20 protein-coding genes are annotated in these 25,240 nt (G+C 72.1%); 13 read left to right on the top strand and 7 right to left on the bottom strand.

All coding sequences use genetic code 11. From position 1 onward, the window contains the following. Positions 1-86 precede the first annotated feature (86 nt). The 4 genes from ABGB18_RS10455 (at position 87) to ABGB18_RS10470 (ending at position 5,106) form a co-directional block, all read left to right on the top strand. The gene (locus tag ABGB18_RS10455) at positions 87-263 is read left to right on the top strand and encodes a hypothetical protein (RefSeq protein ID WP_347695207.1); all 177 of its coding nucleotides are present in this window, start codon (positions 87-89) and stop codon (positions 261-263) included. A 138-nt stretch (positions 264-401) separates the two neighbouring features. After that, complete coding sequence (locus ABGB18_RS10460) at positions 402-1,079, top strand: hypothetical protein (RefSeq protein WP_347695208.1); 678 nt, start codon at positions 402-404, stop codon at positions 1,077-1,079. Between the two features lie 76 nt (positions 1,080-1,155). Further along, a complete protein-coding gene (locus tag ABGB18_RS10465) occupies positions 1,156-4,182 on the top strand; it encodes an AAA family ATPase (RefSeq protein WP_347695209.1) in 3,027 nt (1,008 codons plus the stop codon). Between the two features lie 9 nt (positions 4,183-4,191). Beyond that, positions 4,192-5,106 (top strand): FAD-binding oxidoreductase, encoded by a 915-nt coding sequence (locus ABGB18_RS10470; protein ID WP_347695210.1) that lies wholly within the window; start codon positions 4,192-4,194, stop codon positions 5,104-5,106. Positions 5,107-5,190: 84 nt separating this feature from the next. Here the strand turns inward: ABGB18_RS10470 and ABGB18_RS10475 are convergent, their stop codons facing one another. Further along, positions 5,191-6,690: an LLM class flavin-dependent oxidoreductase gene (locus ABGB18_RS10475; protein ID WP_347695211.1), complete on the bottom strand. Its 1,500-nt coding sequence runs from the start codon at positions 6,688-6,690 to the stop codon at positions 5,191-5,193. A gap of 194 nt (positions 6,691-6,884) precedes the next feature. On the opposite strand from ABGB18_RS10475, the gene glnII reads away from it, so the two are divergent. Further along, complete coding sequence (glnII, locus tag ABGB18_RS10480; protein ID WP_347695212.1) at positions 6,885-7,904, top strand: glutamine synthetase; 1,020 nt, start codon at positions 6,885-6,887, stop codon at positions 7,902-7,904. Between the two features lie 45 nt (positions 7,905-7,949). On the opposite strand, the gene ABGB18_RS10485 is transcribed toward glnII, so the two are convergent. The 3 genes from ABGB18_RS10485 to ABGB18_RS10495 all read right to left on the bottom strand — a co-directional run bounded on the left by ABGB18_RS10485 (position 7,950) and on the right by ABGB18_RS10495 (position 11,384). Then, positions 7,950-9,488 (bottom strand): aldehyde dehydrogenase family protein, encoded by a 1,539-nt coding sequence (locus ABGB18_RS10485; protein WP_347695213.1) that lies wholly within the window; start codon positions 9,486-9,488, stop codon positions 7,950-7,952. Between the two features lie 60 nt (positions 9,489-9,548). After that, positions 9,549-10,427 carry an aminoglycoside phosphotransferase family protein gene (locus ABGB18_RS10490; RefSeq protein WP_347695214.1) on the bottom strand — a complete coding sequence of 293 codons (879 nt, stop codon included), beginning with the start codon at positions 10,425-10,427 and terminating at the stop codon, positions 9,549-9,551. A 90-nt stretch (positions 10,428-10,517) separates the two neighbouring features. Then, positions 10,518-11,384, bottom strand: a complete 867-nt coding sequence (locus ABGB18_RS10495) for an alpha/beta fold hydrolase (protein ID WP_347695215.1) — start codon at positions 11,382-11,384, stop codon at positions 10,518-10,520. Positions 11,385-11,726: 342 nt separating this feature from the next. Here ABGB18_RS10495 and ABGB18_RS10500 point away from each other — a divergent pair, with 342 nt between their 5' ends. Next, entirely contained in the window at positions 11,727-12,314 is a 588-nt protein-coding gene (locus ABGB18_RS10500) for a flavoprotein (RefSeq protein ID WP_347695216.1), read from the top strand. Here the strand turns inward: ABGB18_RS10500 and ABGB18_RS10505 are convergent. Then, the gene (locus ABGB18_RS10505; RefSeq protein WP_347695217.1) at positions 12,293-13,261 is read right to left on the bottom strand and encodes a helix-turn-helix domain-containing protein; all 969 of its coding nucleotides are present in this window, start codon (positions 13,259-13,261) and stop codon (positions 12,293-12,295) included. The two genes, ABGB18_RS10500 and ABGB18_RS10505, sit on opposite strands and share 22 nt — an antisense overlap. Positions 13,262-13,374: 113 nt before the next feature. Continuing rightward, on the bottom strand, positions 13,375-13,920 hold the full coding sequence (locus tag ABGB18_RS10510; RefSeq protein WP_347695218.1) for a cupin domain-containing protein: 546 nt from the start codon (positions 13,918-13,920) through the stop codon (positions 13,375-13,377). A 188-nt stretch (positions 13,921-14,108) separates the two neighbouring features. Here ABGB18_RS10510 and ABGB18_RS10515 point away from each other — a divergent pair, with 188 nt between their 5' ends. From ABGB18_RS10515 to ABGB18_RS10535, 5 genes are read left to right on the top strand one after another with little or no spacing between them, the layout of a single operon-like run. Next, entirely contained in the window at positions 14,109-15,482 is a 1,374-nt protein-coding gene (locus ABGB18_RS10515) for an SWIM zinc finger family protein (RefSeq protein ID WP_347695219.1), read from the top strand. Further along, the gene (locus tag ABGB18_RS10520; protein WP_347695220.1) at positions 15,479-16,822 is read left to right on the top strand and encodes a DUF5691 domain-containing protein; all 1,344 of its coding nucleotides are present in this window, start codon (positions 15,479-15,481) and stop codon (positions 16,820-16,822) included. The genes ABGB18_RS10515 and ABGB18_RS10520 overlap by 4 nt, the downstream gene beginning before the upstream one ends. Continuing rightward, entirely contained in the window at positions 16,819-17,883 is a 1,065-nt protein-coding gene (locus ABGB18_RS10525; protein ID WP_347695221.1) for an AAA family ATPase, read from the top strand. Before ABGB18_RS10520 ends, ABGB18_RS10525 begins: the two co-directional genes overlap by 4 nt. Positions 17,884-17,918: 35 nt before the next feature. Continuing rightward, positions 17,919-20,300, top strand: coding sequence for a DUF5682 family protein (locus tag ABGB18_RS10530; protein WP_347695222.1), 2,382 nt, complete (start codon positions 17,919-17,921; stop codon positions 20,298-20,300). Continuing rightward, positions 20,297-21,439, top strand: a complete 1,143-nt coding sequence (locus ABGB18_RS10535) for a VWA domain-containing protein (RefSeq protein ID WP_347695223.1) — start codon at positions 20,297-20,299, stop codon at positions 21,437-21,439. The genes ABGB18_RS10530 and ABGB18_RS10535 overlap by 4 nt, the downstream gene beginning before the upstream one ends. Positions 21,440-21,456: 17 nt before the next feature. Here the strand turns inward: ABGB18_RS10535 and ABGB18_RS10540 are convergent, their stop codons facing one another. Then, entirely contained in the window at positions 21,457-22,902 is a 1,446-nt protein-coding gene (locus tag ABGB18_RS10540; RefSeq protein ID WP_347695224.1) for a DHA2 family efflux MFS transporter permease subunit, read from the bottom strand. A gap of 109 nt (positions 22,903-23,011) precedes the next feature. Between ABGB18_RS10540 and ABGB18_RS10545 the strand changes: the two genes are divergently transcribed. Further along, on the top strand, positions 23,012-23,767 hold the full coding sequence (locus tag ABGB18_RS10545; protein ID WP_347695225.1) for a TetR/AcrR family transcriptional regulator: 756 nt from the start codon (positions 23,012-23,014) through the stop codon (positions 23,765-23,767). Between the two features lie 82 nt (positions 23,768-23,849). Then, a complete protein-coding gene (locus ABGB18_RS10550) occupies positions 23,850-25,232 on the top strand; it encodes an MFS transporter (protein ID WP_347695226.1) in 1,383 nt (460 codons plus the stop codon). The last annotated feature ends 8 nt before the right edge of the window (positions 25,233-25,240 follow it).

Here is a 25,240-nt window from a genome sequence, read left to right on the forward strand (position 1 = left end):
TTGGCGGAAGGGACCCTCATATCTTTCGCTACTTCCTGAGTTGGACCAATGGGGGTTCGGAACAGTTCTCAAAAGTGTGAGCATGCGTGAACGAACGAGGTGCTGACGTCGATGTGCGCCCGCCGGTACCGGACGGTGCGGAGCTCGCGCTGCGCGCCGTCACCACCGCGCGGCGGCTGCTGGGCCACAAGGCCATCTGGAACGACCGGCGGCTGCCTGAAGCGTGCTCACATTCGACCACGATTCAGGCACCGGTCGCATGACCGTCCAATTCGATCTGTAACAAGTAAAGCCAATGGGTGGCCAAGATCTGGTCAAGATTTCTCAGCGCGCGCCGGGCTCATTCGGCCTGAAAGCGGGCACAACAACTCCGTTGGTCCGTAAAGCGGAGGTAAGCCCCGGTGAAAGAGACACGGGCTTGGATCGCGCTCATGGTCGCGGTCTTCGTGCTGTCGGCGTGCGGGCAGCCGGAGTTCACCTACGTACGTGACAAAGCCGGCACCACCTACTTCAAGGTGCCCTCCTCCTTCACCCAGCTCAACGCGAACCCCATCGAGCTGTTCCTGTCCGGCGACCATCCGAACTCCCAGGCGGCGCTGCTGCGGGCCCAGCGAGTCTGGTCGACCGCCTTCGACCAGTCCGCGCAGCCGACGGTCGGCCACCTGCTCGGCTCCCTGGACCCGTTCGTGTACGCCACCGTGCACCGGCTCACCGACCAGCAGCGGGACACCGTCTCGCTCAACGGGCTGCGGGACTTCGTCCTGCCGGTGACCCAGCCGACGCGTGACCTCTATGTGCAACGGTCGATGGCCCTCGGGCGGCCACCGCTGTTCAGCCGCTTCGAGCCCCTCCGCGACGAGGTCCTGCTCCTGGACCGGGGTGCCAGAGGCGTCCATGTGCGCTTCAACTACCAGATCGGCAACGACGTCCAGACGTTCGACCACACCGCGATTCTCGACGAGAAGGGCGGCACGGTCTCCGTCATGATCATCGGTTGCCAGTCGATCTGTTTCCGCCGGCGCGCCGCCGAATTCGACAAGATCGCGAGTACGTTCAAGCTGCTCCGGCCGCCTGGATGAGGGAGCACCATTGACCAGGACCATTCATCATGGAGGGCTGTGTGCCCCCGGCAGCGGACCCTCCGACCCCGAATCCGTGACCAGGAAGAAAATGCGGTTCTGGGACCGGAGTAAATTCCTCATCGTCCTGGTGGCGGCCTACCTCATCCTCACGTGGAAGATGATGGCCGATTACCAGGGCATCGTCACCTTTCCCGAGGCCGCGCAGGTGATCGCGCGGTCGAACCAGTGGATCTTCTGGCTGCTCGGCGTGGAGGCCGTGCGGCAGTCGCACTTCCTCGTCAGCGAGCACTGGTCGGCCTACCACCGCTTCTGGAGCGACCGGGTCTTCGGCGGGACCGAGCGGTGGACCCGCCGCCGCTTCGACGACTGGACGCGATACCGGGTGTCACAGGCCCTCAAGGTCGCGTTCTTCGTGGTGCTCATCGCCCTGGTGCTGGGTGTGGTGCTGGACACCAGCCCGTTCCAGGCGCTGTTCCAGGCGCCCGCCCTGCTCTGGCAGCCCATGCCGCTCCTGCCGCAGATCGTCCTCCTGTTCTTCGTGATCATCATCCAGTTCGCCGGCCTGTTCTGGTTCCTGTCCAGGGGCGGCATCGAGACGTACTTCCCGGACGACATCAAGACCCGCTTCCACGACGTGTGGGGGCAGGACCACGTGGTCGAGCGCGTCCAGGAGAACATCGTCCTCCTGGAGCGGTCCGACGAGATCGAGAAGCGCGGCGGGTACGTCCCCAGCGGCCTGCTCCTGTGGGGCCCGCCGGGGACCGGCAAGACCCTCATGGCCGAGGCCGTCGCCGGCGAGACCGGCAAGCCGTACGTGTTCGTGGACCCGCACGCGTTCACCGACATGTTCATGGGCATCGGCATCCTCAAGGTCAAGTCGCTGTTCAGGAAGCTGCGCAAGCTGGCCCTCAGGTACGGCGGCGTGATCGTCTTCTTCGACGAGGCCGACTCGCTCGGCAAGCGCGGCCGGCCGGCCCAGCAGGGCCCGCCCGGCCAGAGCGGCGGCTTCGCGGAACACGTCGGCTGCCACGGCCTGAGCTATCTCTCCGAGGAGACCCGCCAGGTGCTCGCCTACCGGGCCGGGCGGGGTGCCGAGGAGGAGCCGGGGCGGCGCAACCGGTTCATCAGGGGCGGCGGCGTGATGGGCGGCGGTGCCCCGGGAACGCTGCAGGCGCTGCTCACCGAGCTGTCCGGGCTGAAGAAACCGCGGGGGTTCTTCAACCGGCATGTCAGGCGGCTGCTCGGGATGCGGCCCAAGCCGCCGCCCAAATACCGCATCCTCGTCATGATGGCGACCGACCGGCCGGACGCGCTGGACGACGCGCTGCTGCGGCCGGGCCGGATCGACCGCATCTACAAGGTCGGCTACCCGTCCAAGGCCGGACGGCTGCGGACCTACCAGGGCTATTTCGGCAAGGTGTGGCACGATCTCACCCCCGAGCAGATCGACAAGCTGGCCACGATCACCCCCTACGCCACCGGCGCCACGATCAAGGACCTGGTCAACGAGTCCCTGATCATCGCCATCCGGGACGGCCGCGAGGTCATCACCTGGTCCGACGTGCTGCGGGCCAAGCGGCTCAAGCAGCTCGGACCGCCCGAGGACGTCGAGTACATCGAGCGCGAGCGGCACGCCGTGGCCGTGCACGAGGCCTGCCACGCCGTCGTGGCGTACGTGACCCGCTTCCACCTCGCGATCGACATCGCCACCATCGAGAAGAGCGCCGACCACCTGGGCATGGTCGCCTCGATCAAGCCCGAGGACCAGTTCACCCGGTGGAAGTCCGAGTACGAGGCCGACATCATGGTCTCGCTGGCCTCGCTGGCGGGCGAGCGCATGTTCTTCGGCGAGGACAACTCCTCCGGCGTGTCCGGCGACCTGCACTCGGCCACCTATCTGACCGCGCTCATGGAGTCGTACTGGGGGATGGGCTCCGGCGTCACCTCGCTGCCCGCGCTCCAGGAGCTGGAGATCATGAGCGGCAAGACCATGCGCAACCGGGGAGGCGGCAGCGGCATCACCGGCAGGGAGCCGAGCCGGGCCCAGCCCGATCTGACGCCCGACGTCCTCGGTGAGCGGATCGAGTCCAACCTCGTGCGGCTGCTGGAGAAGACCGAGGAGTTGCTGCGGCAGCACCGCAGGAAGGTGCTGTGCCTGGCGCACGCGCTGGAGACGTACAAGACGCTCAACGGCGACGACGTGGTGGCCATCCTCGGCCACCGGCCGGGGCCGCTCGTCGACGGCACGATCTACGCCTCCGACGAGCTCTACCAGGAGCTGGAGGACTACCACCGGGACGCGGTCCGGGCGCACAAGGAGCACAGCCGCATCGACCGGGAGCTGCCCGGCCCGCGACCGATCGACCTGGAACCCGCCTGTCTCAGGGGCCCCCGCGCCAAGGCCAGCCGGCCGCCATACCTGGTCACGCCCCCGGTCACGCCCCCGGTCACACCTCCGATGGTGCCGGTCGCACCCCCGCTGCCGGGCGGGGGTGGCGGGCGGCCAGGTTCGCCTCCGGTGGTGCCGGTCGGGGGTGCTGGGCAGTGGCCTGAGCCAGGCGCGCCGATCCTGTCGGATCCGTCGGGGCGGCCCGAGTTCGTGCCGTGGGCGCAGTCGTCCACGACTGTGCCCGCCGCCGGTCCGGGGCCCATTGCGGGGCCCATTGCGGGGCTTATGTCCGGGGCCGTGCAGGCGGGGCCCGTGGCCGCCGGGCCGCTCGTGGCGCGGCGCCGCAGGGTGGGGCGGCTCTGGTCGGTCATCGCGAGCCTGCTCGGCCTGGTGACGCTGTCCATCATCGCCGCGCTGGCGGTGACGGGCGCGGTCGCGGGCGGCAACGGCCCCGGCGCCAACGCCGCGCCCATGGTGGCCTCGCCGGGGCTGCTGCTCCTGCTGTTCGTCGTGGTCGTCGCCGTGATCGTGGGCGCCGGGCTGGCGCTCGTCGCGGTCAAGGGCGTACGCGCCGCGCAGGCCAAGGCCGAACGCGACCGCGACCAGGCGCACGCCCGGGCCCAGCTCCTGGCCGCGGCGATGGACCCGGACACGGCCATGCGACTGCTGGGATACGACGGCAACGGGAGCGAGGGCCGCCCCGGACCCTGACCGGCCGCCGTGGCTCGACCGGCCGCGGGGCGTGCCCGCGCTTCCAGGGCGTGCCCGCGACGCCCCGGCGACGCGGGCTCGTATTCTCGCAAAGCCCTGCTGGTCAGCGCCGACCCGGGCCGGCTCGCCGCCGCGCAGGAGCTCGTCGAGACCCGCGCCCGTACGGCCGGCGGCGTCGTGGGCGACATCCGGCGCGTCGGCGACGCCGAGGTACGCGCCCTGGTCCCGGTCCTCGCGCCCGACCTGGAAGGCGTGTACGTGTCCGGCGGCAGCCGGGTGGACGGGCGCACCATGCGTGACGCGCTGCTGGCCGGCGCGGCCCGGAACGGCGCGGTCACGGTGTCCGGGCAGGCCCGGCTGCTCCCGCGCCCGCACGGCACACCGCAGGTCGAGACGGAAACCGGCGTGCTGGCGGCCGACGACGTCGTGGTGGCGTCGGGGGCCTGGACGAACGCGCTGCTCGAACCGCTCGGCGTGCGCCTGGACGTGGAGCCGCAGCGCGGCCAGATCACGCACCTGCGGCTCGACGGGGTGGACACGAGCGGCTGGCCGTCCGTCAACCCGCTGTCCCACCACTACCTGATGGCCTTCGACGACTCCAGGGTGGCGGTGGGGGCGACCCGCGAGACGGGCAGCGGCTTCGACCCCCGGGTGACCGCCCGGGGGCAGTGGCAGGTGCCGTCGGAGGCGCTGCGGATCGCGCCGGGGCTGGCCGACGCGACCCTCATCGAGACCCGCGTCGGGCTGCGTCCGCTGTCCGGGGGCCTGCCCATCGTCGGCGCCCTGCCGGGCGCGCCCGGGGTGCACGTCATGACGGGGTTCGGCGCGGCGGGCCTGACCATGGCCCCGCTCAGCGGCGAGGCACTGGCCACCTCGATCCTGGAGGGCGGCATCCCGCCCGAACTCGCCACGTTCACCCCCTGAACCCCGGCTCCCCGCCCACAGCCCGCTGCCGCGGTGGTCGTCGGGGTCGGTTGTGGGCCGATGCGGAGGTGGCCGCCTGCGTGGCTACAGGCCGGTGCCGAGGCGGCCGAGGGGTTCGACCAGTTCCTCCTCCTCGTAGGCGAAGTGTGAGGACAGCACGGTCGCCAGCCGTTCCGCCCCGGCCCTGACCCGGTCGATCCCGGCCGGGTCGCTCAGCAGTGCCACGCACGCGCCGTCGAGCCGGGCGAGCAGCTCGGCGATCAGCTCGTGCTCCTGCTGCAACTTCTTGATCACCGGAGCCAGCGCGGGATCGTGTTCCAGCAGGGCCGGGAACACCGACTCGTCCTGGGCCGTGTGGTGCACGGTCAGCAGCCGGCGGAACGTGGCGCAGAGCGTGCCCAGCGTCCAGTGGTTCTGCCGCGTGGCCAACCGGCCGGCCGGCGAGTGCCCGGCGCCGGGGGCCACCCGGCCGGCCGCCGTGTGGGGCGCCCGGCCGGCCGCGGCGTCGGCCGCGACCTGGTCGATCGCGTCCTGGACCTGACGCATCTCCTGCCGGTAGCCGTCGTGCACCGCCACGAGGCGCAGCGCGTACCGCTGCTGTTCGGGCGTGAGCGTCGAGGGGGCCGATGACGGCGTCCGGGGCCGTCCCGTCTCGTCCAGGTCCGTGAGCGTGGCCGGCCGCTCGGCGGGCACGGGCGCGGGCCGCCCGCGCTCCTTGGCCACGGCCTCGCGTACGGCCGGCGCCACCTCTTCGGCGAACACCCGCAGATCCCGCTCCGCTTCCGGCCCCGGCGCCAGCACGAACCCGGTCATACCCACCCCGAACACCAGCTCGGTGAGCTGCTCCGCCCAGAGCCCCGCGGGCCCGTCGAGGAAGCCCGGACCCGGCAGCGGTGAGAACGTGCCGCCGATGTTGTAGACCTTGCGGATCTCGGTCGGGTCGCGGCCCGCGTCCGCGGCCGCCGCGTCGAGCACCTTCGCCTGCGCCGCCACCACCGCGGGCGGGCTGTAGAAGGAGGAGGGCAGCCAGCCGTCGCCCATCCGCCCGGTCAGCTCCAGCATCCTGCGCTTGATCGCGCCGATCCAGATGCCGATCGGATGCGCCGGGAACGGTCCGGGCCGCGCCCCGCCGAGGCGGTAGTGCGTGCCCTCGAACACCACGGGCCCGCCGGGCGTCCACAGCGCTCGTAGCACCGTGATGGCCTCCGCCAGCGCCTCGATCGACTCGCGCGGCGACAGCCGCCGCCCGCCCATCCCGACGATCGCGTCCCAGAACGCGCCCGCGCCCAGCCCCAGCTCCACCCGGCCGCCGCTGAGCAGGTCGAGCGAGGCGGCGGCCCGGGCCAGCACGGCGGGTGGCCGCAGCGGCAGGTTGGCCACGTCGGGCACCAGCCGGATCCGCTCGGTGCGCTGCGCCATCGCCGACAGCAGCGTCCAGGCGTCCAGGAAGTCGGCCTGATAGGGATGGTCCTGGACGCCGACCAGGTCGAGGCCCAGCCGGTCGGCCAGCGTGACGTGGCGCAGCAGCCGGTCGCGCCCGGCGGCCTCCGGTGACAGGAACGCGCCGAACCACAGATCGTGCATGTGAATCCCCCCGAGTCGATGGTCGCACGGCGGCTCGGACCGCGAACGGCTGCCCCGAGTCCTGTGCGGGACATGCCCGGCCCGCGACAGGTCTGTGACGAGGGCCGATTAACACGCCGTTCACATGTGGGCAAAAGCCGGGTAACGGCTATCCGTAAGACTCGGTGTGTCGGAGGAGAACCGAAAGGACTGCTGTGAGCTATAAGGCTGAGTACATCTGGATCGACGGCACCGAGCCCACCGCCCTGTTGCGCTCGAAGACGAAGATCCTTGCCGACGGAGCCGAGCCGCCGGTCTGGGGCTTCGACGGCTCCAGCACCAACCAGGCCGAGGGCCACGCGTCGGACCGTGTGCTCCGCCCGGTGTTCACGTGCCCCGACCCGATTCGCGGCGGCGCCAACGTGCTGGTCCTGGCCGAGGTCGAGGAGACCAACGGTGACCCGCACGTCAGCAACACGCGCGCCCTGCTCCGCCCGATCGCCGAGAGGTACGCCGAGCAGGACTCGTGGTTCGGCATCGAGCAGGAATACACCTTCTTCAAGGGCAGCCGTCCGCTGGGCTTCCCCGAGGGCGGCTTCCCCGCCCCCCAGGGGCCGTACTACTGCGGGGTCGGCGCCGACACCGTCTTCGGCCGCGAGATCGTCGAGCTGCACCTCGACCGCTGCCTGGCCGCCGGTCTCAAGGTCTCCGGCATCAACGCCGAGGTCATGCCCGGCCAGTGGGAGTTCCAGATCGGCCCGGCGGGTCCGCTTGAGGTCGCCGACCACCTGTGGATCGCGCGCTGGCTGCTCTACCGTACGGCCGAGGAGGTCGGCGTGGAGGCCACGCTCGACGCCAAGCCCGCCCGCGGCGACTGGAACGGCGCCGGCGCCCACACCAACTTCTCCACCCGCGCCATGCGCGAGGGGTACGACGCCATCATCACCGCCTGCGAGGCGCTGGGCGAGGGCGACAAGCCGGCGGAGCACATCGCCCAGTACGGCGCCGGCATCGAGGGCCGCCTGACCGGTGCCCACGAGACCGCCCCGTGGAACAAGTACAGCTACGGCGTGTCCGACCGGGGCGCCTCCGTGCGCATCCCGTGGCAGGTCGAGGTGGACAAGAAGGGCTACATCGAGGACCGCCGCCCGAACGCCAACATCGACCCGTACGTGGTCACCCGCCTGCTGGTGAACACCTGCTGCTCGGCCCTGGAGAAGGCCGGCCAGGTCTGACCTCCCCGCCGACGGGCCCCGGCCGCCCGGGGCCCGTCGGGCACCTCAGTGGAGGCGGAACTCCAGGTCGGGCGTGATCTCCGCGACGTCCATCTGGGCCTTCTGCAGGCGTCCGGAGTGGTCCCAGTTCATCGCCTGCCAGCGGGTGAACTGGTCGAGCACCCACATGCCGGACTGGCGGCTGCCGTTGCCGGACTTGCCGTTGCCGCCGAACGGCAGGTGGGCCTCGGCGCCCGAGGTGGAGTTGTTGACGCTGACCATGCCGGCCGAGATGCCCTCGCGGAAGCGGAAGACGTGCTTCGGGTCGGTGGTGTAGATGGAGCTGGACAGGCCGTAGCCGGGCAGGTTGGCCAGCTCGATGGCCTCGTCGAGGGTCCTGAAGGTGGTCACGCCCACGATCGGGCCGAAGGTCTCCTCCAGGAACAGCCGGTCCGTGGGCTTGACGCCGTCCACGATGACGGGGTGGTAGTAGATCCCCTGGTCGCCGTCGAAGTCGCCGTGCGGCTTGTCCTTGGTAATTTTCCCGATATTTCCTGACACGACCTTGTGGTGGGGCTGGATCCAGGTCAGGTATTCCTCGTACCGATCCGCGAACTTCTGTGCCAGCAGCGGGCCCGCCAGCACGTCCTGCCGGGGATCGCCGATCCTGGCCTCGCGCACCGCCCCCGCGAACCGCTCCACGAACTCATCGTGCACGCTCTCGTGCACGATGACCGTGCCGAGGCTGGTGCAGCGCTGCCCCGCCGTGCCGAACCCGGCGAACAGCGCGCCCTCCACGGCCAGATCCAGCTCGGCGTCCGGCATGACCACCATCGGGTTCTTGCCGCCGAGCTCCAGGCAGGGGGCCTGCAGGTGCCGCCCGGCCAGCTCGCCGACCTTCCGGCCCACCTCGCTGGAGCCGGTGAACCCGACCTTCTGCACGCTGCCTTCCTCCAGGGCCAGCTCCAGGCCGCGGAAGGTCTCGGCGCCGTCGGTGAACACGATGTTCAGCACGCCGTCGGGCAGCCCGGCGGCGACGAAGAGCTGGAACATGGCGTGCGCGGCGGCGGCGGCGTATTCGGCGGGCTTCCACACGACGGCGTTGCCGCACAGCAGCGCCGGGACCAGATACCAGGAGGGCACGGCGACGGGGAAGTTCCCCGCCGTGATCACCGCGGCCACGCCGATCGGGTTGCGGAACGTGAACAGGTTCTTGTCCGGCATCTCCGACGGAACCGTCTGCCCGTAGAGCCGGCGGCCCTCGCCCAGGAAGAAGTCGCACGTGTCGATGATCTCGCGCACCTCACCCAGCGCCTCGGCGTACGGTTTGCCGATCTCCTCGGTCACCAGCCCGGCCAGGCGCTCGGCGTTGGCCTCGACCAGCCGCCCGATGGAGGCGATCACCCGGCCGCGCACGGGAGCGGGCACCTTGGCCCACTCGCGCTGGGCCTCCTTGGCGGTGCGGCAGGCGGCGGCGAACGTGGCTGCGTCGGCCAGGCCCACCCGCGCCACGACTTCGGTGGTGCGGGCGGGATTAATCGACTCGTATGTGTCAGCGGTGGCGGCGTCCTTGCCACCCACGACTGAAACGATCTGACGGCTCACCGGTGCCCTCCTCGTAGTTCCTCCGGACAGACAATCATCTCGCCGGAAAAAACCCAAGAATCACCCGGTCAGCACCGCGTCGATGGTATGCCGCGCGTTGGCCGCGATGGCCGGGTTGGTATGCAGATAGTAAGGAAGCTGGATGAGCGCCATGGCCAGGGCCCAGCCGCGGCCGCGGGCCCAGGTCGCCTCGTCCACGTCCAGCGCGGAGCGGAAGACCTCGCGGGCGGGCGGCGGGAGCAGGTTCCAGGCCGGGATCAGGTCGCAGGCGGGGTCGCCCACGCCGGCCGTGGCGAAGTCGATCACTCCGGTGAGCCGGCCGTCCTCGACCAGCAGGTTGCCGGGCATCAGGTCGGAATGCAGCCACACGGGCGGCCCCGGCCACTCGGGCGCCGCCACGGCCGCCTCCCACGCCGCGGTCGCGGCCCGGGTGTCGATCAACCCCTCCAGTTCGCTGATCGCGGTCCGCGCCCCCGCGTCCACCTCCGTCAGTGGTCCCGCCCGGTACGCCCGCGGCGCGCCGCGGAGATCGACCCGCCGCAGCGCGGCCACGAACCCCGCCAGATCCTTCGCCAGCCGCTCCGGGCCGGCGAGGCGGGCCGGGTCCGGGTTCTCCCCGTCGAGCCAGCGGCAGACGGACCAGGGCCAGGGGTAGCCCGCGGCCGGTGAGCCCTTGCCGAGCACCGCCGGGATGGGGACGTCCAGCACCGGGGCCAGCCGTGGCAGCCAGTGGTGCTCTTTCTCCACGTCCTCGACTCCCCACGAGACCAGCGGGAGCCGTACGGCCAGGTGGTCGCCGAGCCGGTAGACCGCGTTGACCGTGCCGGGCGAGGGGAACCGCTCGATGGGCAGATCGGCCCACTGGGAGAACTGCGCGGCCAGCAGGCGGCGGACGAGCGGGATGTCGATGTCGACCTCGTCAGCGTGCATCTTGCCCATGTATGCCTTTATCCGTCGGACCCGGGTCATACCAGCGGCTCCCGCCCCGCCGCGTCAACCGATTTACCTGTTGACCGTCCCTCGCGACGCTCAGGCCGTGTGGTCGAGGACCAGTCCGGCGATCCGGCGGGGCAGCCCGGGGGACAGGAACGAATGCCCCATGCCGGGCACCCGGTGCAGCCGCGCGCCGGGGATCTGAGCGGCGACGGCCTCGCCGTGGGGGAGCGGGCGCAGCGGATCCTCCGTGCCGTGCACGACCAGCGTCGGCGCCTTGACCGACGACAGAGGGACGAGCCGGTCGTCGGTCATCAACCGCCCGGCCAGGTCGTGGTTGAGGGCCGCGGCGGGGTTGCCGCTCTGGTCGTACGCCTCCGCGACGAGGCGGCGGGCGGCCTCCTCGTCGAACGGCAGGCCGTCGCCGTTCAGCACCCGCCAGGTCTCCAGGCCGGCGGTGAGCAGCTCGTCGCGCGTCGTCCGCGGCATGGTGGCGGACCTGGCCAGATGCCGGAGAAAGGCGGGCGCGGGCGGTGGCAGGTCGTCGGGGTCGGGCTCCTGCCCGGCCAGCGCCCGCGCCCAGGCGGGCCCGGCGTCGGCGCCCATCGGCCCACTCATGATCACCGTCAGGGTCCGTACGCGCTCGGGCCGGTGCACCGCCAGCCACTGCCCGACCGCGCCGCCCAGCGAGGCCCCGGCGACGTGCGCATCGGCGACGCCGTGCCCGTCGAGCACGGCGACGGCGTCGGTGGCCAGGTCGGCGAGCGTGTACGGCCGGATGGCGAAGTCCACGCAGTCGGACCGTCCGGTGTCGCGATGGTCGAACCGGATCACCTGCCGTCCGCCGTCGACGAGCGTCTCCACGAGCTCGTCCGGCCATCCGGCGGCCGGGGTGGAGGTGCCCATGACCAGCAGCACGGTCGGGTGGCCGGGGTCGCCGAATCGTTCTGTCCAGAGTCGCAAATCGCCGGAGGAAACAAATGTTGAATCGGTCATAGCTGCCAATGTAGCGAAATTTACAACCGTCGTACGCGATATTCCGGACGGCTGCGAAAAATGCGGAAATAGCGATTTCGTGGTATAATAATGTAATTGGCCAGTGGGGCTTGATCTTGACGGTTCCGCGGACAAGATGCTCGTGGGTGACGCGCTGGGCGGAGGCCTCAGCCAGGGCGTTCAGGCAGTCGTTGATGTTCGAGCCGTCGTGGAGCATCGCCATTCTCAGGTCGGCGCCTGGCACATACGGTCACACAAAGGGGCACGTTCGGTTCCCCGATCCGCCTTCCGGGGCCGCAACCTGCACCTATGACCAGTGATGAAATCTCACCCTTTGACGGGCGCCTGCTCATCGGCGCGACCGGGTCGGCCGCCGTCGCGACGCTGCCGATGTACATCGGCGCGCTGCGCGCCGTTTTCCAGGGCACGATCACCGTTCTGATGACGCGTACGGCGTCGGCCTTCCTGCCCGCGCACACCGTCGGCCTGTTCGCGGACCGCGTCGTCACGGGCGAGCCGGCGGACACCTGGCCGGAGGTGAACCACGCGACACTGGCCGCCGAGCACGACATGACGGCGGTGCTCCCGGCGACCGCGCACACGCTGCACGTGACGGCCTCGGGCGGGGCGCCCAGCATGCTCGCGACCACGATCCTGGCGGCCGCCCATCCCGTCGCGTTCTTCCCGGTGATGACCGGTGAGATGTGGGGCAAGCCGGCCGTTCAGCGCAACGTGGCCCAGTTGCGGTCCGACGGTTACCACGTGCTCGATCCCGTCTGGGGCCCGCGCTACGACGTCGCGCTCGGCCGGTTCGTCGACAGCCCGCAGTCCCCGCCCCCGCCGTCGTTCATCGAAGTGGTGCGGAAGCTGATGCCTCAGAGCGGTGCCGGCTCCTGAGCCCGCTCTCCCCCGGTACGGTAAGCCCCCGGCGTCGTGCCGGTGAGGGAGCGGAACGCGCGGTGGAGTTGCGCCGTGCCGGCGAAACCGCAGTTCAGGGCCACGGCAGCTATCGGGAGGGCCGGCCGGGCACGGAGAAGCTGCTGGGCCTGGGCCACGCGAAGGCGCCGGATCAACGTGGTCAGCGGTTCGCCGTCGGCGGCCAGGGCGCGGAAAAGCGTGCGCCGCGACATCCCACAGCCGGCGGCCACCGCCGCGGCGTCGAGCCCGGGGTCGTGGACGTGCCGTTGGACGAACCGGTGTACGCGCTCCCTGGCCAGGGCCGTGGCGGAGGGGTGTGGCGTACTTTCCCGCGCGGCGAGGCCGAGGATCGACTCCAGCAGGCCCACCGCGTGCGGCAGCAGCGCGGCCGCCGCCACGGGATCCTCGCGCTGCTGCTGTTCCAGACCCACGAGGAAGTCGGCGACGAGCCGGGCCGGCCCGTGAGGGCCGAGCGTGAGCGCCGTCACATCGTCCAGAGACCTGCCGGACAGCAGGGACCGGGGCACCTGCACGACGACCTGCGAGAACGGATCGCCGAATTCCAGCGTGTACGGGCGCGTACTGTCCAGGAAAGTCATCGAGCGCGGCGCGAGTGTGGCGGCACGCTCGTCCTGCCGGATCACGGCCTGGCCGGCGGTCTGGATGTTGACCAGCAGGAACTCTTCCTGATCCCGCGCGATCATCCGGCGCGTGCGCGTCACCTGCTGGGGTCCGGAGGACAGGGTCGACCATCCGATGCCGTCAAGGACGGTGTGCTCGATCCACCCTCGAAACGGCTCCTTCCCGGTCGCCCGGGCCGCGACGTGCACGAGCGTGTCGCAGATGACGTCGGACCAGTAGGCGAAGGCGTCCCCGGCAGCCACGTCCTCGGTGGACCGGATCGTACGCAAGGATAGCTGTTGCACGCTTTCATGGTGTCACGTCGACCCCTGGAGCTCCTGGTCGGCTCCGTGGTGATCATGGCTGCCAGCCCCAGGTCAGACCCGGTGAGGGCTGGTTCGGGCAGCTTCAGGCGGCTTCAGGCGGTGAAGTCGGCGAAGTCGAAGCCGGGGGAGACGACGCAGCTCACCAGAACGGGCTCTGCCCCGGCCGGGCGAGCCGACTGCCACACCCCGCCGGGCACCACTGCCTGGGGCACTTCGCCGTCCTCCACCCGCGCCCCCAACATGATCGTCGCGTCGCCGATCGTCAGGGCCAGCGGGCCGCCGCGGTGCCACAACCAGACCTCGTCCGAGGCCACCACGTGCGGCACCGACTCCTCGCCGGGGTGCAGGAGGAAGTAGATGCCCGTGGCGCTGGCCCGCGGCCCCTCGTAGCCGTCGGGCCGGAACGTCACCGCCGTTCTCCAGGTCTCCCGGAACCAGCCGCCCTCCGGGTGGGGGAGCAGGTCGAGGGCGGCGGCGACCGGCGGGCGCTCCACGAAGGCGACCGGCGCACCCGTGACGTCCCTGCGCAGAAAGCGAGTGCCGTCCAGGACGAGCTGGCCGTCGAGCGGGCTGGCCAGCGCCGCGGCCTCGTCCGGCACCTGGACGGCCGGGCCGTCGGGATAGATCCGTAGCTCCACGCTGAGAGAGTCTAGAGGCGGATCGCTCGCGCTCGACCACTGCGAGTCGGCCGTGCGGCAGGCGGAGGTGGCGGCCAGGGACACGCCGGGTGACAGCGGGTTGATCCCTCCGAGGTCCTCCGGTCAGGGGTGGAGGGCCTTGGGGATATCGCGGCGAAATGTCGGTCAGGCTGGCTAGTCTGCGGCAGGTGATCGAACGGTGGAGCCGTGATCAGGTGCTCGCTCTCGCCCCCGACGCAGCCTCGCAGAAGGCCGCGCAGGGCGTGGCGGCGCCCGGAAAGTGGTCGTCGCGCGGCACGACGGGCACGGTCGTCTACGGCGAGTGCAAGGGCAGCGGGTCCAAGCCCTATCTGGCATGCGTCGACCTGACCGAGCCCGCCTATCGGTGCAGTTGCCCGAGCCGCAAGTTCCCGTGCAAGCACGCGCTCGGGTTGTTGCTCATGTGGTCGGCGGATGGCGTGCCGGACAGCGAGGCCGTGCCCCCGTGGGTGACGGAGTGGCTGGACGGGCGCGCCGAACGGGCCGCCAAGTCGGCAGCCAAGATCGAGGCGGCGCGCGCCAAAGCCGCCGAGGCCGCCGAGGCCGGGACGGAGGCCGCTGGGGGGACTGGTGGGGCCGGAAGGACTGCTGGGGTCAGGGGGACTGGTGAGGGGACCGGCGGTGTTGGGCGTGCGCAGGGGGGCGGGGCGGAGTCCGTACGGCATGCTCGGGTCGCCGCCGGGCTGGCCGAGCTGGAGCGGTGGCTGGCCGACCAGGTGCGGCAGGGACTGGCGGGGGCGGCCGAGCACGACTGGGAGGGGCTGGCCAAGCGGCTCATCGACGCCCAGGCCCCCGGGGTCGCGGGTGTCGTCTCCCGCCTGGCAAGGATCCGTTCGGAGGACGACTGGCCGGGACGGCTGCTGGCGGAATACGCGCTGGTCAACCTGCTCGCCGTGGCCTACCGGCGGCGCGCCGAGCTGCCCCCGGCGCTGGTCCAGACGGTGCTGAGCCGGGCCGGGTTCCCGGTCACCAGGGAAGAGGTGCTGACCGGGACGGCCGTACGCGATCAGTGGGATGTGCTGGGCCGGCGCGACGAGGAGCAGGACCGGCTGACGGCCCGGCGCGTCTGGCTGCGCGGGCGGCACACCCGGCGGCCCGCGCTGGTGCTGTCCTTCGCCCCACCCGGGCAGCCGCTGGACACGTCCCTGGTCACGGGCACCACGATCGACGCCGACCTGACCTTCTATCCCGGCGCCGCCCCGCTGCGGGCCCTGGTCGCCGCCCGCCACGAGGTCGTGCCCGCCGCCGTGCCGCCCGGCGTGTCGCCGGAGGAGGGGCTGCGGGAGGTGGCCGGGGTGCTGGCCGAGGACCCGTGGACGGAGTCCTGGCCGCTGGTGCTCGCCGGGGTGGTGCCCGAACGGGAGGCGCTCGGCGGGCTTCCGCTGCACCCCAGGGCACGTGATCTGTGGCGGCTGATCGCCGTGTCGGGCGGGCGGCAGGTGACCGTGGCCGCCGAATGGACCCCGTCCGGCCTGCGGCCCCTGACCACGTGGGACGACGACGGGACGGCGGTGATCCTGTGACGAGCTGGGCGGAGTTGGCGTCGGCGGCGCTGGTGGGGACCGATCGGCGGCCGTACGAAGGGAATCTGCTGGAGACCGCGGCCGTCGAAGCCGTGCGGCGGCGTGCCGGGCGCCGGGTGGGGGAGGTCGCGCCGCCGGAGCCCGCGCCCGACGAGGAGCAGGCGGCCGTGGGCAGGCGGGCCGCCGAGCGGCTGGTGCGGATCCTGGGCGGCGAGCACGAGCGGTTGCTGCCCGAATGGCTGGCCGCCGCCGCGGCGACCGGCCGTAGGGTGCCCCCCTTCGTGCTGCCCGAGCTGCTCGAAAGGGGCAGGCGGGACCGGTCGATCAGAGGGCACCTGGGCACGCTGGCCGGGCAGCGCGGCAGGTGGCTGGCCGGGCTCAACCCCGGCTGGGGCTTCCTGCTGGAGGAGCCGACCGGGGAGACCTGGGAGCTGGGTGGCCCCGCCGACCGGCGGGCGCACCTGCGGGAGCTGCGGGCCGCCGACCCCGGTGCGGCCCGGCGGCTGCTGGCGAGCACCTGGGAGCGGGAGGGGCCCGACGACCGGGCCGAGTTCGTCGAGGTGCTGGCCGACGGGCTGAGCATGGAGGACGAGCCGTTCCTCGAAGCGGCCCTGGACGATCGGCGCAGGGAAGTACGCCAGGCCGCCGCCAACCTGCTCACCCGGCTGCCCGGGTCGCGCATGGCCCAGCGGATGGCCGACCGGGTGCGCGCCTTCGTGGCCGTCACGGGTGGCGTGATCGCCGTCGAAGCCCCCGTGGAGTGCGACAAGGCGATGGAACGCGACGGCATCCGCCCGAAACCGCCCCGCGGCACCGGCGAGCGGGCCTGGTGGCTGCAGCAGATCATCGCCCGGGCCCCGCTGGCGGTCTGGGGCCGCCCGCCCGCCCGGCTGCTCCAGATGCGGATCCCCGACTGGGACGCCGAGGTCAAGGCGGCGTGGGTGCGCGGCGCCGTGCTGCAGCGGGATCCGGAGTGGGCGCGGGCGATGTTCGGCTGGGACCCGATCGCCGACCTCCTCGACGCGCTCCCGCCCGGCGAGCAGCAGGAGCTCGCCGCCGAGTTCGTACGCCGCCACGACCTGGACAGCCAGCTCATCATGGTGCTGGGCGGCGTGTCGTCCCACTGGCGCGAGGGACTGGCCACGGCCGTGCTGCACAAGATCGTCAAAGTGGCCACCACGCAGCCGTGGAACCTCGGCGAGCTGGTCAAGCTGGCCGGGGAGCACATCGACCCGGCGCTGTTCCCGCTGGCCGAGAGCTACTCGCCGGTGGAGTCCGTCCAGCAGGTCGCGGCCCTGCTGCGTTTCCGTGCTGACATGTACAAGGAGCTTGCCTCATGACCGTTCTGCGCCCGCACGCGGAAGACCAGTACGCCGAGGAGCTGGCCGTCCTGGCCAAGGACGACGACCGGCCGAGGCCGCCCGGCTGGAAGCTGTCGCCGTGGGCCGTGACCACCTACATCCTGGGCGACGGCGACACCATCACCCCGAAATATGTCGGGGCCCGGCGCATCGTCGAGGTGGCCGTCGCCACGCTGGCGACCGACCGCGCGCTGCTGCTGCTCGGCGTGCCCGGCACCGCCAAGACCTGGCTGTCCGAGCACCTCGCCGCCGCCGTCAGCGGCGACTCGACACTGCTCGTCCAGGGCACCGCGGGCACCGCGGAGGAGGCCATCCGGTACGGCTGGAACTACGCCAGGCTGCTGGCCGAGGGCCCGTCGATGGAGGCGCTCACCCCGTCGCCGGTGATGCGCGCGATGGCCGAGGGCCGGGTCGCCCGGGTCGAGGAGCTCACCCGCATGCCGTCCGACGTGCAGGACGCCCTGATCACCGTGCTGTCGGAGAAGACCCTGCCGATCCCCGAGCTCAACCGCGAGGTGCAGGCCGAGCGCGGCTTCAACGTGATCGCCACCGCCAACGACCGCGACCGCGGGGTCAACGAGCTGTCCAGCGCGTTGCGGCGCCGGTTCAACACGGTCGTGCTGCCGGTCCCGGCCACCGCGGAGGAGGAGGTGGACATCGTCTCCCGCCGGGTGACCCAGCTCGGCCGGGCCCTGGAACTGCCCGAGACCACGACGGGGCTGACGGAGATCCGGCGCGTGGTGACGGTGTTCCGCGAGCTGCGGATGGGCGCCACCGAGGACGGCCGCACGAAGGTCAAGTCGCCCAGCGGCACCCTGTCCACGGCCGAGGCGATCTCGGTGCTCACCAACGGCATCGCGCTGGCCGCCCACTTCGGCGACGGCGTGCTGCGGCCGTCCGACGTGGCCGCCGGGATCGTGGGGGCCGTGGTGCAGGAGCCGGTGTCGGATCGGGTGGTGTGGCGCGAATACCTGGAGACGGTGGTGCGCGAGCGCCCGGACTGGCGCGACTTCTACCGCGCCTGCCGCGAGGTCTCATGAACCCGGGCGCGCTGCCGGAGGGGCAGGAAAGTGCGGTGGCGCTCGTTCCGGGGCGGGCAGGGCGGGCGGGCGAGTCGGTGGTCGGCGGGGCGAGCGTCTCGGTGCTGGGGGTGCGGCATCACGGGCCCGGTTCGGCGCGGGCCGTACGCGCCGAGCTGGAGCGGTTGCGGCCCGACGCGATCCTCATCGAGGGCCCGCCGGAGGCCGACGGGCTCGTCGCGCTCGCGCCCGAGCTGGAGCCGCCCGTCGCGCTGCTCGCCCACGTCCCGGGCGCGCCCACGCGGGCCGCGTTCTGGCCGTTCGCCGGGTTCTCGCCCGAGTGGCAGGCCATCCTGTACGGCACGTCCGCCGGCGTCCCGGTCCGCTTCTGCGACCTGCCCGCCGCCCATTCGCTGGCCGGCGACCGCGACGACGACGAGACACCCGACCTGCGGGCCGACCCCATCGGCTCGCTCGCCGCCGCCGCCGGATACGACGACCCGGAACGCTGGTGGGAGGACGTCGTCGAGCACCGCGGTGACACGCCCTTCGAGGTGATCGCCGAGGCCATGGCCGCCGTACGCGAGGGCTACCAGCCGGACGAGCGGGAGGCCAGGCGCGAGGCGCACATGCGCAGGACCCTGCGCGCGGCGGTCAAGCAGGGGCACACCCGGATCGCGGTGGTCTGCGGAGCCTGGCACGTCCCCGCGCTGACGGGCGCCCAGCCGTCCGCCGCGGCCGACAACGCGCTCCTGCGCGGGCTGCCGAAGGTGAAGGCGGAGCTGACGTGGGTGCCGTGGACGTACGGGCGGCTGGCCTCGTGGAGCGGGTACGGGGCGGGGATCACCTCGCCCGGCTGGTACCACCACCTGTTCACCGCCGCCGACCGGCCGGTGGAGCGATGGCTGGCCGAGGCCGCCGCGGTGCTGCGCGACGAGGGGCTGGCCGTGTCGTCGGCGCACGTCATCGAGTCCGTACGCCTCGCCGGCACCCTGGCCGCGCTGCGCGGCCGCCCGCTGGCCGGGCTGGGTGAGGTCACCGAGGCGGCCAGGGCGGTGTTGTGCGAGGGCGACGACCTGGCCGTGGAGCTGATCCAGCGGCGCATGGTGGTGGGCGACCGGCTCGGCCACGTCAGCGACGGCACGCCGATGGTGCCGCTCCAGCGGGACCTGCGCGAGCAGCAGCGGCGGCTGAGGCTCAAGCCGGAGGCGCTCGACCGTGAGTTCGACCTCGACCTGCGCAAGCCGCTCGACCTGGACCGCAGCCGGCTGCTGCACCGGTTGCGGCTGCTCGGCATCGAGTGGGGCACGCCGGGGCAGGCGCGGGGGAAGGGCACGTTCCGGGAGACGTGGACGTTGCGCTGGCGGCCCGAGCACGACCTCGCGCTCATCGAGCACGCCGCGCTGGGCACCACCGTGCTCGCCGCCGCCGCGCAGCGGGCCAAGGACCTGGCGGGGACGGAGTCGGCGGCGCTGGCGGACCTGACCTCGCTGGTGGAGCTGTGCCTGCTGGCGGAGCTGCCGCAGGCGCTGCCCGGCGTGCTGGCCGCCCTGTCGGCCAAGGCGGCGCTGGACACCGACGTCACGCACCTCATGGCGGCGCTGCCGGCGATGGTGCGTGCCCACCGCTACGGCGATGTCCGGGGCACCTCGGCCGAGGGGCTGGCGGTGATCGTGCGCTCGATGCTGGAGCGCATCCGCGTGGGGCTGCCGGTGGCGGTGACGGGGCTGGACGACGACGCGGCGGCCGGCCTGCTCAAGCACGTGGACGCCGTCCACACGGCCGTCGCCCTGCTCACCGAGCATGACCCGGCGCCCGCGTCCGGCGAGCATGACCCGGCGCCCGCGTCCGGCGAGCATGACCCGGCGCCCGCGTCCGGCGAGCATGATCCGGCGCCCGCGAGTGAGCGCGACCCGAAGGCCCCGCCGGGTGAGCGGGACCCGGCGCCGGCCGGAGGCGGCACGTCGGCGTCGCCGCGCGGCCGGTGGCTGGCCACCCTGCGGGGGATCAGCGACCGGCAGGACCTGCACGGCCTGATCGAGGGGCGGCTGACCAGGATCCTGCTGGATTCGGGTGAGCTCGACGACGCCGGTGACCGCATGTCCAGGGCCATGTCCCGGGGCCAGGCGCCGGCCAGGGCGGCGGCCTGGGTCGAGGGGTTCCTGGCCGGAGGTGGACTGCTGCTGGTGCACGACCCGCGGCTGCTGAGCCTGGTGGACGGGTGGCTGACGGGGCTGTCCGGCGAGCAGTTCACCGACGTGCTGCCGCTGCTGCGGCGTACGTTCGGCGGTTTCGCCGCGCCCGAGCGCCGGGCCGTCGGGGGGCGGCTGCGCTCGGCCGGGCGGGACGAGGGGGAGCGGGAGCAGGACCTGGACGAGCAGCGCGCGGCGGGGGCCGTCGCCACCGTCCTGGCGATCCTCGGGAAGGCGGAGGCATGAGCGGGGCGGACGAGCGGATGCGCCGGTGGCGACTGGTGCTGGGCGGCGGGGACGCCGACGGCACCGGGGCCGGGCTGGAGGGCGTGGACGCGCAGATGGACGCGGCGCTGAGCGCCGTCTACGACCAGGGCAAGAGGGAGGGCGGGCTGGGCGCGTCGGCGCCGCGGGTGGCGCGGTGGCTGGGGGACATCCGCACCTATTTCCCCTCCACGGTCGTTCAGGTCATGCAGAAGGACGCGATCGAGAAGCTCAACCTCACCAGGCTCCTGCTGGAGCCCGAGATGCTCGAGGCCGTGGAGCCCGACGTGCACCTGGTCGGCACCCTGCTCGCGCTCAACCGGGTCATGCCCGACCAGGCCCGTGAGTCGGCCAGGGCGCTGGTGCGCCGGGTCGTCGAGGACCTCGAACGCCGGCTCGCCCAGAAGACCAGGGCGGCCGTGACCGGCGCGCTCGACCGCTCGGCCAGGACGCACCGGCCCAGACGGGTGGCCGACATCGACTGGGACCGGACGATCAGGGCCAACCTCAAAAACTACCTGCCGGACCGGAACACCGTGGTCCCCTCGCGGCTGGTCGGCTACGCCCGCAGGCAGCGGTCGGTGCAGCGCGAGGTGGTGCTGTGCATCGACCAGAGCGGGTCGATGGCGGCCTCGGTGGTCTATTCGAGCGTGTTCGGGGCGGTGCTGGCCTCGATGCGGTCGGTGAAGACGTCGCTGGTGGTGTTCGACACCGCGGTCGTGGACCTCACCGAGCGGTTGCACGATCCGGTCGAGGTGCTGTTCGGCACGCAGCTCGGCGGCGGCACCGACATCAACCGGGCCATCGCCTACTGCCAGGGGCTCGTCACCCGGCCGGCCGACTCCATCTTCATCCTGATCAGCGACCTCTACGAGGGCGGTGTCAGGCAGGAGATGCTGCGCAGGGTGGCGGCGATGACGCAGGCCGGCGTACAGGTGATCGTGTTGCTGGCGCTGTCCGACGAGGGCGCGCCGTTCTACGACCACGAGAACGCGGCGGCGCTGGCCGCGCTGGGCGTGCCCGCGTTCGCGTGCACGCCGGACGCGTTCCCCGCCCTGATGGCCGCCGCCATCGAGCGGCGGGACATCGGCCAGTGGGCGGAGCGGCACCTGGGCGCCTGACGGGGCGGCCCGCGGTCTCAGTGGCCGGTCTGTTCGGGGCGGGCCCTGCGGGGCAGCAGATACGACAGCGCGAACGTCAGCGCCAGCAACCCCACCTCCACCCACACCGTGACCTGCATCGACGAGCCGAAGCCCCACCGATTCCCGAGCAGGTTGAAGAACAGCGTGCCCAGTACGGCGCTGCCGAGCGCGCCGCCGAGCTGCTGGACCGCGGTGAGCGTGCCGGAGGCCGAGCCGGACTCGTGCGGCTCGACCCCGGCGAGCACGATGTCGAAGAACGGCGCCATGGTCAGCCCCATCCCGATCCCGACCAGCCCCAGCCCGGGAGCGAGCTGCCAGCCGTCGACGTCGAGCCCGGCCAGGTGGATGGTCACGGCGAGCACGGCCGCGCCCGCCGCCATCACGACGGTGCCGATCTGCAGCAGCCCGCGGCCCAGCTTGTCCTGCAGCCCCGACATCGCCAGGCCGAAGCCGATGACGCCGCCGACCGCCTGCGGCAGCCCGGTCAGACCGGCCTGGAGCGGGGTGAAACCCAGGCCGAGCTGCGTGTAGAGGCTGAAGACCAGGCCGAAGCCCATCATCCCGGAGAAGAAGGCCAGCCCGGCGACCAGCCCGCCGGTGAAGGCCCGCTTGCGGAAGAGGCCGGGTGTGACCAGCGGATCCCTGCCGGAGCGGGCGCGGCGCGACTCGTAGCGGCCGAACAGGGCGAACATCGCGATGGAGGCCGCCATCGACGCGAACGTCCACGCCGGCCAGCCCAGCTCCCGGCCCTGGATGAGCGGGAAGACCAGCAGGAACGCGGCCACGGAGACGAGCGCGACGCCGACGAGGTCGAGCTTGGTGGCGTCGGATAGGCGGTGCTCGGGCAGGAAACGGATCGCGGCCAGCACGGCGGCCAGGCCGATCGGCAGGTTGATCAGGAAGATCATGCGCCAGCCGGTGCCGAAGAAGTCGGCGTCCACCAGCCAGCCGGCCAGCACGGGCCCGCCGACGGACGAGATCGCCATGACCGGCCCGAACATGCCGAACGCCTTGCCCAGCTCCCGCGGCGGGAACATCTCCTTGATCAACCCCAGCCCCTGCGGGATCATCACCGCGCCGAACAGGCCCTGCAACGCCCGGCTGCCGATCAGCATCCCGGGGCTGACCGCGACGCCGCACAGCAGGGAGGCGGCGGTGAAGCCGAGGGCGCCGGCCACGAACATGCGCTTCCTGCCGTAGAGGTCGCCGAGCCGCCCGCCGGTGATCAGGCCGACGGCCATGGCCAGGGTGTATCCGGCGCCGAGCCACTGCACGAGGCTGTCGGAGCCGCCCAGCTCCCGCTGGATGGTGGGGGCGGCGATCGCGGTCACGAGCGCGTCGAGCAGATCCATGACCTCGGCGGCCAGGATCACGAACAGGGCGGCCCAGCGCCAGCGGTACGGCTGGACCTCGGTCGTCGCTGCTGTGGCGGTAACGGGCATCGGGGGCTCCTCAAGAGGGTTCAAAACAGTGTTCTCGTCAACGAACGCCGTTCGTCAACAAACACCGTTTGTAGTAACGAACGCTGTTCTTGTCAAGTACATTGTTCGTATGGTAGATCGCAGCGGAAGCGGCAACGACGGGATTCCCGTGCCCCCATGGCGCAGGTCGCGCAAGCCGGCGCAGCTCAAGCGGCAGCTCAGCCAGGAGCGGATCGTCAGCGCCGGGTTGCGGGTGCTCGACGCCGAGGGGCTCGACGCGCTGAGCATGAGACGCGTCGCCCAGGAGCTCGACACCGGCCCCGCCTCGCTCTACGTGCACGTGGCCAACAAGGAAGAGCTGCTGGAGCTGATCTACGACCGGGTGCTCGGCGAGATCGAGCTGCCCGAGCCCGACCCGGGACGCTGGAGGGAGCAACTGCACGCGTACGCCATGGAGGCGCACCGGGTGCTGTCCGGCCACGCGGACGTCGCGCGGGCGGCGCTCGCCGGCGTCCCCACGGGGGAGAACTCGCTGCGCGCGGGCGAGTTCGTCTTCGGGCTGCTGATCGAGGCCGGCATGCCCCCGAGGGAGGCGTCCCTGGCGATGGACCGGCTCACGCTGCACATCGTCGGCGACGCGTACGAGGGCTCGCTGCACTACGCGCGGATGCGCGCGGCCGGCCTGCGGGACGCGCGGGTGTATTTCGAGTCGTTCGCCGGCCAGATCGCCGACTACTATCGGGCACTGCCGGCGGAGCGGTTCCCGTACCTGCGCGGGTTCGTGGACGACCTGATCGCCGACGACGGTGAGGCCCGCTTCCGCTACGGCCTCGACCTGCTCCTCGACGGCATCGAGGCCCGCATGCCGAAAGACGGCCCGCCCTAGGACCTCGCACGGCGACGTAGGCCGAATTGCCTAGGACGCCCGCCGGATGTGCACGCGCGCGACCGGCCGTACCTTGCTGGCTATGACTACGACCGTTGACGTTTCTCCCGAGGCCGCCGCAGGGGTGGCCTCCGCCCGCTACCGGGCGGTCAGCATCGGCTTGCTGGCTCTTGTGACGCTGGTGGCCTTCGAGGGCATGGCGGTGACCACGGCGATGCCCCTGGTGGCCCGCGACCTCGGTGGCCTGGACCTGTACAACCTGGCCTTCAGCGCCACCCTGGCGGCCAGCGTGATCGCGACGGTGCTGGGCGGGCGGTGGAGCGACGTGCGGGGGCCGTTGCCACCGGTCGCGGCCGGGGTGGCGGGATTCGTGGCCGGGCTGCTGCTGGCCGGGTTCGCGCCGAACATGGAGGTGTTCGTCGCGGGCCGGTTCGTGCAGGGGCTCGGCGCCGGATTGGTGCAGGTCGCGCTTTACGTCCTGGTGGCCAGGGTCTATCCGAGCGCCCTGCATCCCAAGGTGTTCGCGCTGTTCTCGGCCGCCTGGGTGGTGCCGTCGATGGTCGGCCCCGCCATCGCGGGTTTCGTGGCCGAGAACGCCGACTGGCGGTGGATCTTCTGGGGCGTCTCCCTGATCGTCATCCCGTCCGCGCTGCTGCTCTGGCGCGGCACCGCCGGCCGTGACCTGGCCGCCGGCGCCGCCGAGCCCGCTCCCGGCATCGGCCGCAAGGTCGGCTGGGCGGCGGTGACCGCCGTCGCCGCCGCCCTGATGCAGTACGGCAGCGCGCTCAAGCTCGCCGGTCTGCCGCTGCTCCTGGTGGGCCTCGTCCTGCTGGCCGTGGCCCTGCCCAGGCTGCTGCTGCCCGGCTCGCTCAGGGCCGCGCGCGGCCTGCCGACCGCGCCCGTGCTGCGCGGCCTGGCCTACGGCTCGTTCACGGCGGCCGAGGTGCTCATCCCGCTCATGCTGAAGTACGAGCGCGGCCTGACCGCCATCGAGGCCGGCGTGGTGCTCACGATCGGCGCCCTCGGCTGGTCGGCCGGCTCCTGGCTCAAGGGCCGCGGCGCGATCGGCAACCTGGCCGCCATCCGCGGTGGCGCGGCCATGATCGCCATCGGCGTCACGCTGGTGACGCTGGTGCTGGTGGACGCGATGCCGATCGCGGTCGCGTACGTGGCCATGGCCATCGCGGGGCTGGGCATCGGCGCGCTGCACCCCACCGTGTCCGTCCTGGTGCTGGAGATGTCCAAGGAGGGCGAGGAGGGACACAACTCCGCGGCCGTGAGCGTGGGCGAGGCGGTGTTCGGCGTGGTGGCCGTGGCGATCAGCGGCGCCCTGTTCACCGCCGCCGGAGAGAACTACGCGATCGGGCTCGCGTTCACCGTCGCGCTGGCTCTGCTGGCCGTTGTGCTGGCCCCTCGTTTTGTCCAGTCCGGCAGGGCAGGCACTATGGAGAAAAGCGCGTCATAAAGGGGGGT

Source organism: Nonomuraea sp. B12E4 (assembly GCF_039871825.1).
In the GTDB taxonomy this organism is placed as follows: domain Bacteria; phylum Actinomycetota; class Actinomycetes; order Streptosporangiales; family Streptosporangiaceae; genus Nonomuraea.